3 protein-coding genes are annotated in these 11987 nt (G+C 62.6%); 2 read left to right on the forward strand and 1 reads right to left on the reverse strand.

Going from position 1 to position 11987, the window contains the following annotated elements; all coding sequences use genetic code 11:
* The first annotated feature begins 13 nt into the window (after positions 1-13).
* A complete protein-coding gene (locus tag AC3WTO_RS20690) occupies positions 14-664 on the forward strand; it encodes a VOC family protein (protein WP_492462793.1) in 651 nt (216 codons plus the stop codon).
* Positions 665-734: 70 nt separating this feature from the next.
* Here the strand turns inward: AC3WTO_RS20690 and AC3WTO_RS20695 are convergent, their stop codons facing one another.
* Positions 735-1592 carry a transglutaminase-like cysteine peptidase gene (locus tag AC3WTO_RS20695; RefSeq protein ID WP_492462794.1) on the reverse strand — a complete coding sequence of 286 codons (858 nt, stop codon included), beginning with the start codon at positions 1590-1592 and terminating at the stop codon, positions 735-737.
* Between the two features lie 361 nt (positions 1593-1953).
* Here AC3WTO_RS20695 and AC3WTO_RS20700 point away from each other — a divergent pair.
* The coding region (locus tag AC3WTO_RS20700) for a DUF5801 repeats-in-toxin domain-containing protein (protein ID WP_492558434.1) at positions 1954-11987 on the forward strand (10034 nt) is incomplete at its 3' end.

An 11987-nucleotide genomic window follows, 5' to 3' on the forward strand; every position in this document is an offset into this window, starting at 1 on the left:
TCGTAATGCGCCCATGCCAAACCTCGAAAACCTGAAGAAGCAGGCCAAACAATATCTGCGCTGGCATCGCGAACGGTACTATCCGGTCGCGACCGAGATCAAAGCCGTGTTGCCTCGTTTCCGCCACCTGGACAGCGATCTCAGCGTGCTGGAAGCGGAGTTCAAACTCAGCGATGCGCAGGAACTTGTCGCCCGCAAGATGGGTTTCGATGGCTGGCAGGCGCTTAAGGCAGGAATCCCAGCCATGAGCACGCAGCCCAAGCAGGAAACGACAGCTCCGGTCCTCAGCGGGTCGGAGGCCCATCTCTACGTCGCCGACATCAAGGCGTCATGCGACTACTTCACCACAAAACTCGGTTTTGAGATCGAGTTTGTCTATGGCGATCCGCCGTTCTACGGCTCGGTGAAACGTGGCCATGCGCGGTTTGCCATGCGGCTTGTCTGCGAGCCGGTCTTTGTCGGGGACATCCGTGAGCGGGAACATCTTCTGTCGGCGTCAGCCTCGGTGGACACGGCTGCCGAGATCAAACAGCTCTTCCTGGAATTCCAGTCCGCCGGCGTGCGCTTTCATCAGGAACTGAAGAAGGAGCCGTGGGGCGCCAGGAACTTCATCGTCGTCGACCCCGACGGCAACCTCATCCTGTTTGCTGGCCCCGCCGACTGAGCGCGAGGCGTGCACGCACAACAGCGGGCTTTCGGTCAGGGCCGGAAAGGAAATGTTCCGGCGAGGCAGCTCAGTTTTCGGGGCCTTCACCCGGCGCGACGCTGGAAAGCCCGCCTTTCAGCGATGCCACACGGCTTTCGCCGGTCTTGGCGCCATGCACCCAGGCACGCTCGGTGCTGAAGGAATAGAGCGGCACATAGTTCGGCAGCGCGTTGTCCATGACCACCTTGTTGCTGAGGCTGTCGAGGATGAAGGCGCCGCTCGACGTGCTCACCGACAGGACGGCGTGGAAGACATTCCTCTTCTTGTCCTGCAGCACCACCAGCGACATGCTGGTCGCCGGGATGCCGGCCTCCAGCAGGGCGGCCATCTTCAGGATCGCGAAATCCTCGCAGTCGCCAGAGCGCCGGGCAAGCGTCTCCTCCGGCGTCGCCCAATAGTCCATCTTTCCGTAGGTCGCCTCGTCCTTGCGGTAGGCGATGAGCTGATTGATGCCGCTGTTCACGAAGCTGAGCTTATCGGTGAAGCTCTTGTCCTTCACCGCCTTGATGATGAAGGCGTAGCCGGAGCTGGTCTGGTCACAGATGTTGTCGCAGTTGCGCACGGAACGATAGACGGACGCCCAGCGCGTTGCCGCGGGGAAATTCTTCATCGATATCGCCATCGAGCCGAACACGCCCGGGATGATGGCTGCGGTCTGGATCGGATCCAGCTCCGGCTTTTCTTCGGCAACGTCCTGCAGCGCCAGGCTGTAGGCTGTGCCGATGCCGGGGCTGTAGATGCTGCCTGCAACCGTATAGGCGGGCTGTGACAGGGAGACCCCGCCCAGGAATTCGACCGTCTCGACCGGGCTCGACAGGCCGTCCCGCGGCAGGGCTGGCCCGGTTGCAGCATATGCCGGCGCCGCGGCAACCATGGCGGCTGCCATTGCAATATTTCGCAAGTGTTTTATCGATGAGAACTTTTGTTTTGCTTTCATGACACCCACCCTTTACGATGGATGCTATCCGCGACGCCTAAAGATACAGAAAATATAGATAGATAATTATAGTATAAATTGTGTCGCGTGATTTAATTCAAATTTGAATCAAAGCTTTTCATTATCTCTGGGACCCCTTGCAAATAAAGGGGTGTAGCAAAAAACATATATTCCGGTATGCAGTCGGCATTTACTAAAAGTAAAATTTAGCCAGAGACGCATAAGCCCTTATATCGAGGCGCGCGTCCGCCTGTTGCCAAAGCCATGGCACCTCTGTCTTCTCGAAAGATAAAGTAAGGGGTGGTGGGTCATGACGAACAACGTCGAGTTTGAAAGCAATTCCGCAAGCTGGGATCAGCAAAACCCGCGGGATGACCATGATCAGCCATCCGTTCCACTCCAGGTCGCGCAGGCCACTACTGGCGGCCAGCCGACGGGAGAAGCAAACCCGCCAGCTGCGGCAGCATCCGAGCCGAAGCCTGTAGATGTCGGTGCCACGCCGGCGCCGGCAGGCCAGCAGGCTCCCGCCCAGGTCACAGCAACGCCGCCCTCTTCTACCGGTGAATACACTGTCGGTGCAGACAAGACCGTCCACCTGCCGGCCAATACTTCCATCGACAACATCCGCGTCGAAGGGACGAACCTGGTCCTGCAGCAAGCCGATGGCTCGGTCGTCGTCATCAAGGACGGTGCGATCGATGTCCCGACCTTCATCGTCGGTGAGGTCGAATTTCCGCGCGTGGCCCTGCTCGCCGCGCTGCAGACCAGCGGCGTCGACGTCGCTTTCGGCGCCGATGGTTCGATTTCGGCCGGACAGGGCGCGGGCTCAAATCCCAGCGCCGGCGGCAATTTCGAACACGCCCCGGGCGGCATCGGCAACGGCTTCAACCTGAGCAGCCTGTTGCCGCCGACCGAACTGCAGTTCGGCGCCCTCGGCCAGGACGAGCTTACCCCGGCATTCGTCAACCGTGACCCGCTTTTCGCCGATTTCATCGCGCTTCCGCTCTCGGAAGAAGGCTTGTCGGGCGGCAACCCGGACAATGACGGCTCCAGCGACACCACCAACGCCACGCTGATCACCGGCCGGTTCCCGGCGACGGACGCGGATGGCGATACGCTCTCTTTCACTTTCGGTGAGCCCTCCGGGCTTACCTCCGGCGGCGTTCCGCTGATCTGGAGCGGCCAGGGCACTTCGGCGCTGGTCGGCTCGGTGAACGGCGTCGCGGTCATTACCATCACCGCAACCGGCGATACCTACACCATCCAGATCCTCGGCCCGATCGATCATCCGAACGATGCTCGTCCCGGTTCGGAAGACGACCTCACCTTCACCGTGCCGGTCACGGCCACCGACGGCAAGGGTGGCAGCACCACAGCCAACATGTCGGTCACCATCGAAGACGACAGCCCGGCCTTTGTCGGTTCCGGCCCGGCCGTTCTAAGGGTCGATGAAGATGGCCTTGCCTCGGCGAACACCGACGCTGGCCGAGGTGGCGAAAACGACTTCGGTAAGCAGACCGTCAGCAAGGTCGAACTTTCGACGGTTATAAACGCGGGCGCCGACGGGTTGGGCTCATTCCATTTCGCCTCGGGCGCGCTGACGCAGCTCGCCGGCCTCGGCCTGTCGAGCAATCACACCGCGATCTCCTACAGCCTGTCGGCGGACGGCCACACGATCACCGGCTCGGCCGGTGGCGTGTCCGTCTTCACCGTGGAGCTGACGGCGACCGGTTCGCTGACCTTCACCCTGCTGGCCCAGGTCGATCACCCGAACACCCCTGCGAATGCCGAAAACACTCTGACCATCGACCTGTCCGGCCTGGTCGAGGTGACGGACCGCGACGGTGATGCATTGACGGCTCCGACCGGCAGCATTGTCGTTTCGATCGGCGACGATATCCCGGTCGCGGTTGGCGGCGAAGGCCAGGGAAGCGAAGGCGAAGGCGGGCGCGGCGGCATTCATGCGGGCGTTGCCGAGGACGCGCTGTCGCGTACCGATGGCGATTCCTCGGATGGCAATCTCGATGCCGGCCAGACCTCGTCGAGCGACGAGGCTTCCGGCGGTGCCGGTTCGCTGAACACGCTGTTCAAGGCAGGTGCCGACGGTCCGCTGACCTTCAGCGTCAACCTGTCGACCGACGGTCTGCCGGTGCTCTATTCGCACGGCATCCAGCTCGTCTATGCGGTCAGCCCTGACGGCCACACGCTGACGGCTTCGGCGGGCGCGGTCACCGTGTTCACGCTGACGGTCAATGCCGATGGCTCATGGGCCTTCGACCTGCAGGACCAACTCGACCATGTCACCGCCAGTGGCGATGCCGGCACGCAGCTGCGCAGCGTCGACGGCACCAGCATCAACGCCATCGACTTCTCGTCGATGATCGTGGCCACCGACGCTGATGGCGACAAGGCCACCGGCGCCACCAAAGGTTCGTTCACCATCACCGTCCAGAACGATGTTCCGGTCGTGGTTGGCAATGAAGGGCAGGGCGAGGGCGAGGGTGAAGGCCCGGTCCGGGGCATCCATGCCGGTGTTGCCGAAGACGGACTGTCCGTGGAGGACGGCGATTCTTCGAACGGCAATCTCGATGCCGGCCAGTCCACGTCGAGCGACGAGGCTTCCGGCGGCGTGGGTTCGCTGGGCGCCTTGTTCAAGGCCGGTGCCGACGAGCCGCTGAGCTTCAGCGTCGACCTGTCGAAGGCAGACCTGCCGCGGCTCTACTCGCACGGTATCCCGCTGATCTATACGGTCAGCCCCGACGGTCATACGCTGACGGCGACGGCCGGCGAGACCACCGTGTTCACGCTGACCGTCAACAGCGACGGCTCGTGGGCCTTCGACCTGCAGGACCAGCTCGACCACGTCAACGCCAATGGCGATGAGGGCATACAGCTGCGCAACGGCGGCGAAGGCTCGGTCAGCTTCATCGACTTCTCGTCGGTGATCGCTGCCACCGACTCCGACGGTGACAAGGTCACGGGCGCGGCGCGCGGTTCCTTCACCATCACCGTCCAGAATGACGTTCCGGTTGCTGTCATCGAAGGCAAGGGCATCCATGCCGGCGTCGCCGAGGATGGCCTGTCGACGGACCAGGGCGATGCTTCCACCGGCAATCTCGACGCCGGCCAGTCCACGTCGAGTGACGAGGCTTCCGGCGATGCCGGCTCGCTGAACACGCTGTTCAAGGTCGGCGCCGACGATCCGCTCAGCTTCAGCGTCGATCTGTCGAAGGCGGACCTGCCGCAGCTCTATTCGCACGGCATTGCGCTCGTCTACACGGTCAGCCCGGATGGTCACACGCTGATCGCGACGGCCGGCGAGACCACCGTGTTCACGCTGACCGTCAACAACAATGGCTCGTGGTCGTTCGACCTGAAGGGCCAGCTCGATCACGTCAGCGCCAATGGCGATGAAGGCACGCAGCTGCGCAATGGGGAAGGCTCCATCGACGCCATCGATTTTTCGTCGGTGATCGTAGCGACGGATTCCGATGGCGACAGGGCTGTCGGTGCCGCCAAGGGTGCCTTCACGATCTCGATCGAGAACGATGTTCCGGTTGCGGCGCTTGCACTGCGGGAAGGTGCGTCGATCGTTGTCGATGAGAGCCTGCAGCAGAATGCCGGCGAGGACGAGACGTCGAGCCTGGGCAAGGTGACGGTTCTGGGTTCCTCGCTTTTCGACACGTCGGGATCGTTGACGGGCGCTGACAGCGCCGGCGCGACCGCGACATTCTCGTTCGAGATTGTCAGCGGCGGCCACACCGGGCTCTACCTGACGGGCCAGAGCGGCGCTGCCAACGAGATCCTGCTGGTCGACAAGGGCGGCGGTCTTATCGAAGGTCGTGTCAATGGCACCGGCACGCTTGCCTTCACCATCGAGATCAATGGCTCGAACGGCAATGTGACGCTGACGCAGCTCCAGTCGCTCAATCATCCGACGGGTGGTTCGAGCTATGACGAGGCGCTGTACCTGGCCGGCAATGCGCTGAAGGCCGTCTACACGATGACGGACGGCGACAATGACGTCGCCACTGCCAAGGTCGATCTTGGCGGCAAGGCCGGTGTGATCGCCTTCGAGGACGACGGCCCAACGGCAGTGCTGACGCTCAAGGAAGGTGCCGCGATCGTCGTCGACGAGACCCGCGGCCAGAATGCGGGCGAGACCGAAGGCGGCGCGGCTGGCCTTGGCCAGGTGACGGTTTCGGGTGCGTCCCTGTTCAGCGTGGTGGGTACGTCGACCGGCCAGGACGACGAAGGCGCGACGAAGGTGTTCTCGCTGGAGATCGCCAACGGTGGCCGTACCGGGCTCTATCTGACGAATGCGGCGCATGTCTCGGGCAACGAGATCGTGCTGATCAACAATGGCGGCGTGATCGAAGGCCATGTCGGCGGCGCGAACGGCGCGCTTGCCTTTACCGTTTCGATCGATGCGTCGAATGGCAATGTCACGCTGACGCAGTTCAAATCGCTGGATCATCCGACGGGTGGTTCGAGCTATGACGAGGCTTTGTACCTCGCCACCGGCACGCTGAAGGCTGTCTACACGGTGACGGATGGCGACAAGGACGTCGACACCGCCAAGGTCGATCTTGGCGGCGAGAAGGGCGTGATCGCCTTCGAGGATGATGGTCCGACCGCGGCTCTGGCGCTGAAGCACGATGCATCGGTCGTCGTCGACGAGAGTCTTGGAAACTGGTGGGAGTATGAGGGCGGCTCGGCTGGTCTTGGCCGGGTGACGGTCCCAGGCCTTTTGCTGTTCAGCACGGCGGGCTCGTCATTTGGCCAGGACAATGAAGGCGGGACGACGGCGTTCTCGCTTGAAGTCGTCGATGGCGGCCACACCGGGCTCTACCTGACGGGCCAGAGTGGCGGCGCCAACGAGATCCTGCTGGTCGACAAGGGCGGCGGCCTGATCGAGGGCCGTGTCAATGGCACCGGCACGCTTGCCTTCACCATCGAGATCAATGGCTCGAACGGCAACGTGACGCTGACGCAGTTCCAGTCGCTCAATCATCCGGTTGGCGGCTCGAGCTATGACGAGGCACTGTACCTGGCCGGCAATGCGCTGAAGGCCGTCTACACGGTGACGGATGGCGACAACGACGTCGCCTCCGCGAAAGTGGATCTTGGCGGCAAGGCCGGGGTGATTGCATTCGAGGACGACGGTCCGAACGCCGAGTTGGAACTGAGGCATGATGCGTCGATCGTTGTCGACGAAACCCTTGGTCGGAACTCCGGCGAGCTTGAGGGCGGCCAATACGGTCTGGGCCAGGTGACGGTCTCCGGCTCCGGGCTGTTCAGCACCTGGGGTTCATGGGTTGGCCAGGACGAGGAAGGCGCGACAAAGGTCTTTTCGCTGGAGGTCGCCAATGGCGGCCGTACCGGGCTCTATCTGACCAATGCCGCGCATGTCTCGGGCAACGAGATCGTGCTGGTGAACAATGGCGGCGTGATCGAGGGCCGCGTCGGCGGCGCCGGCGGCACGCTTGCCTTCACGGTTTCGATCAATGCGTCGAACGGCAATGTGACGCTGACGCAGCTTCAGTCGCTCGATCATCCGATTGGTGGTTCGAGCTATGACGAAGCGTTGTATCTCGCAGGCAATGTGCTCAAGGCGGCCTACACGATAACGGATGGCGACAAGGACGTTTCCACCGCGAAGGTCGATCTCGGCGGCAAATGGGGCGTGATTGCCTTCGAGGACGATGGTCCAACGGCGGCGCTTGCGCTGAAGAATGGCGTGTCGATCGTTGTCGATGAGAGCCTCGGCCAGAATGCCGGTGAAACCGAAGGCGGCGCGGCCGGTCTCGGCCGGGTCACGGTTTCCGGTTCTTCGCTGTTCGACACGTCGGGCTCGTCGACCGGTCAGGACAATGAAGGCGCGACGACGGCGTTCTCGCTCGAGATCGGCAATGGCGGCCGCACCGGCCTCTACCTGACCAATGCATCGCATACCTGGGGCAATGAGATTCTGCTGATCGACAAGGGCGGCGGTCTGATCGAGGGCCGCGTCGGCGGTGGCAACGGTACGCTTGCCTTCACCATCCAGATCAATGCGTCGAACGGCAATGTGACGCTGACGCAGTTGCAGTCGCTGGACCATCCTACGGGTGGTTCGAGCTATGACGAAGCCCTGTATCTGGCCAATGGCACGCTGAAGGCAGTCTATACCGTTACCGATGGCGATGGCGACGTTGACACCGCCAAGGTCGACCTCGGCGGTACCAAGGGTGTGATCGCCTTCGAGGACGATGGTCCGACGGCAGCGCTTGCGCTGAAGGACGGCGCGTCGATCGTTGTCGACGAAAGCCTCGGCCAGAATGCTGGCGAGACCGAAGGCGGTGCTGCGGGCCTTGGCCGGCTGACGGTTTCCGGCTCTTCGCTGTTCAGCACCGCGGGTTCGTCGACCGGTCAGGACAATGAAGGCGCGACGACGGCGTTCTCGCTGGAGATCGCCAATGGTGGCCGTACCGGCCTCTATCTGACCAATGCCGCACATGTCTCGGGCAACGAGATCGTGCTGGTGAACAATGGCGGCGTCATCGAGGGCCGCGTCGGCGGTGGCAACGGCACGCTTGCCTTCACGGTTTCGATCAACGCATCGAACGGCAACGTGACGCTGACGCAGTTGCAGTCGCTGGACCATCCGACGGGTGGTTCGAGCTATGACGAGGCTTTGTACCTGGCCAACGGTACGCTGAGGGCGGTCTACACGGTGAAGGATGGCGACGATGACGTTGCCAGCGCCAAGGTCGACCTCGGCGGCGCCAAGGGCGTGATCGGCTTCGAGGACGATGGTCCGACGGCAGCGCTTGCGCTGAAGACCGGCGCGTCGATCGTTGTCGACGAAAGCACCGGCCAGAATGCGGGCGAGACCGAAGGTGGCGCGGCCGGTCTTGGTCAGGTCACGGTCTCCGGCTCTTCGCTGTTCAGCACCGCGGGTTCGTCGACCGGTCAGGACAATGAAGGTGCGACGACGGCGTTCTCGCTGGAGATCGCCAATGGCGGCCGCACCGGGCTCTATCTGACCAATGCCGCGCATGTCTCGGGCAACGAGATCGTGCTGGTGAACAATGGCGGCGTGATCGAGGGCCGCGTCGGCGGCGCCGGCGGCACGCTCGCCTTCACGGTTTCGATCAATGCGTCGAACGGCAATGTGACGCTGACGCAGCTTCAGTCGCTGGACCATCCGACGGGTGGTTCGAGCTATGACGAAGCCCTGTATCTGGCCAACGGCACGCTGAAGGCAGTTTACACGGTCACCGATGGTGACAACGATATCTCCAGCGCCAAGGTCGACCTCGGCGGTTCCAAGGGCGTGATCGCCTTCGAGGACGATGGTCCTACGGCAGCACTTGCACTGAAGACCGGCGCGTCGATCGTTGTCGACGAAAGCCTCGGCCAGAATGCAGGCGAGACCGAAGGTGGCGCTGCGGGCCTTGGCCAGGTGACGGTCACGGGCTCTTCGCTGTTCAGCACCGCGGGCTCGTCGGCCGGTCAGGACAATGAAGGCGCAACGACGGCGTTCTCGCTGGAAGTGGTCAATGGCGGACACACCGGGCTCTATCTGACCGGTGCCGCTCACACCGCGGCCAATGAGATCCTGCTGGTCGACAAGGGTGGCGGGCTGATCGAAGGCCATGTCAACGGCACCGGGACGCTTGCCTTCACGATCCAGATCAATGCGTCGAACGGCAATGTGACGCTGACGCAGCTTCAGTCGCTCGACCATCCGACGGGTGGTTCGAGTTATGACGAAGCCCTGTACCTGGCCAACGGCGCGCTGAAGGCGGTCTATTCGGTCACTGATGGCGACAATGACATTTCCAGCGCCAAGGTCGACCTCGGCGGCGCCAAGGGCGTGATCGCCTTCGAAGACGATGGTCCGACGGCAGCGCTTGCGTTGAAGAACGGCGTTTCACTCGTTGTCGACGAAACGGTCGGCCCGAAGGTCGGCGATGCCAATGCCGCAGATGAAACGGCGCCTGGAGCGCCGGCTGGCGCCATTGGTTATGCCCGCGTGGCGGGCGGCGATCTGTTCGTCACGAGCGGTACTTCGGTCGGGTCCGACACCACGGGTGCGACGAAGGTGTTCTCGCTTGAAGTCGTTGCCGGTGGGCACACCGGCCTCTATCTGACCGGCGACACGACCAACGAGATCCTGCTGGTCGACAAGGGCGGCGGGCTGATCGAGGGCCACGTCAATGGCACCGGCGCGCTTGCCTTCACGATCCAGATCAACGGCACGACCGGCGATGTGACGCTGACGCAATTTGCGGCGCTGAACCATCCGACGGGTGGTTCGAGCTATGACGAGGCCATCTATCTGGCCGGCAACGCGCTGAAGGCAGTCTACACGGTGACGGACGGCGACAAGGACGTCGCCGTCGCCAAGGTCGATCTCGGCGGCGAGAAGGGTGTGATCGGGTTTGAGGATGACGGCCCGACCGTGACGGCGCTGCCGCCGCAGACGGTTACCGAGACGACGTCCTATTCCCTCAACGGGGTCTCCGGGGGGCACGACCTCTACAAGGTGCTGGATGGTGCCAACGACAAGGACATCCTGCTGAGCGCCAGGACCGGAACTGCCCAGGATGCCGTCAACACGGCCAACGATATCGGTGTCGGCCAAGGCCAGAATATCAATGGCAAGGACAACAACAGCGACGAGGAATACCTTGTCCTCGACTTCGTGAAGCACGGTGAGACCGCCGGCAACAACATGTCGACGACCTTCACCGCGACGGAGCATTACTCCGTCACTTCGGTGACGTTCACCGTGCCGCAGGTGCAGCAGGGACCGGCTTCGATCTTCCTGCAGCTGTTCAGCGTTCCGACGGGCAGCGACAACAGCTCTGGAACGGCGAATTTTGTTGACGACAACGGGGTTGCGGTAACTTCCGTCAGCGTCAACGGCATTGCCGTATCCGTTAGCGTTGTCTATGCGGCCAATGGTGTCACACCGATCGGCTACCTCATCACGGGCGTCGACCAGGGCGATTCCATCAAGGTCACCGGCGCCGCCGATTTCGGCCGCATGGTCATCGCCAATTACGACGGTGTGACGATCCATACCGGTGGCGCTGCCACATCCGTCGTCGATGGTGCCAAGAGCTTCTCGGTTCTGATTTCTGAAACATCGGCTCAGGCCGTCCAGCCGTTCGAAGTCCGGCATGACGAGAGCCCCGCGGTCAACAACGCGGCCGATACCAACGCTGCCGACGATACGGCGGCGGCGCTGCCATCCAGCCTGGCGTCGAAGATGGTTGGCCTCACTGAAATCGGTCACGCCGTGTCGACAGGCTCGGTCGCGGGCTTCTTCACGTCCACGTCCGGTGTCGACCAGCCGGCCAAGGTCACCTACCAGCTCTCGAACGGCACGGCGAACACCGCTTTCAACGGCCAGGACAGTGGCCTGAAGACCACCGATGGCCAGGTCGCCATCAAGCTCTTCACCGATGCATCGGATCCCCGCATCCTGTGGGGGATCGCCGGCAATGAGAAGGTCTTTGCCGCCTATGTCGACGACGCCGGCAAGCTCTGGCTGGTGCAGTTCAAGGCCATCTACAACCCGGTGGCCGGCGCAACGCCCGAGACCCATGACGACGCCGTCTCGGTTCTGGGCAACATCCACGTCACGGCCAACGTGACGGACGCTGACGGCGACATCGCGTCCGCCGTGTCTCAGACCCCGATCAGGCTGACCTTCCAGGACGATGGTCCGGTTGCAATCGCCGATGTCGACTCGGTTCTCGGCGCCAATCTGACGGCCACCGGCAACGTACTCACCGGTATTGATGTTGCTTCCGGTTTCGACAGCAACACCACCGACGGTTCGGCTGACAAGCTCGGCACTGACGGTGGAAAAATCGCATCCGTTTCCGGTGTGAACACCGATTCTCAGCCGGATGCTCAGCACAACTTTGTGGTGAACGGCCAATACGGCTCGCTGATCCTCAATGAGGACGGCTCGTATATTTACACCCGCTTCAACGGCAATCCGGTCTCCGGCACCGAAACCTTCACATACACGGTGAAAGACGGTGATGGTGATACCGCGACAGCGACATTGACCATTCGTGTCGAAGATGCCGGTCCGACCTTCACGCTGCCGACGGCAGGTGATGGCGTGACGACGGTGTATGAAGCAGGCCTCGGGGTTCGCGGCAGCGAGCCTGCCGGTTCGCAGGTTGCTCCGACCAACACGACGGCTTCGGGCGTGATCCAGGTGACGTCGGTCGACGGCATCGGCACGGTGTCGCTGAACGGCCAGCAGGTCACCAGCACCAATGCCGGCGCTCCGACGACGGTTCTGAACAATGCGACGGGCACGCTGACGGCGTG

The sequence above is a fragment of the Mesorhizobium sp. EU05-FHT14A09 genome (assembly GCF_058790995.1).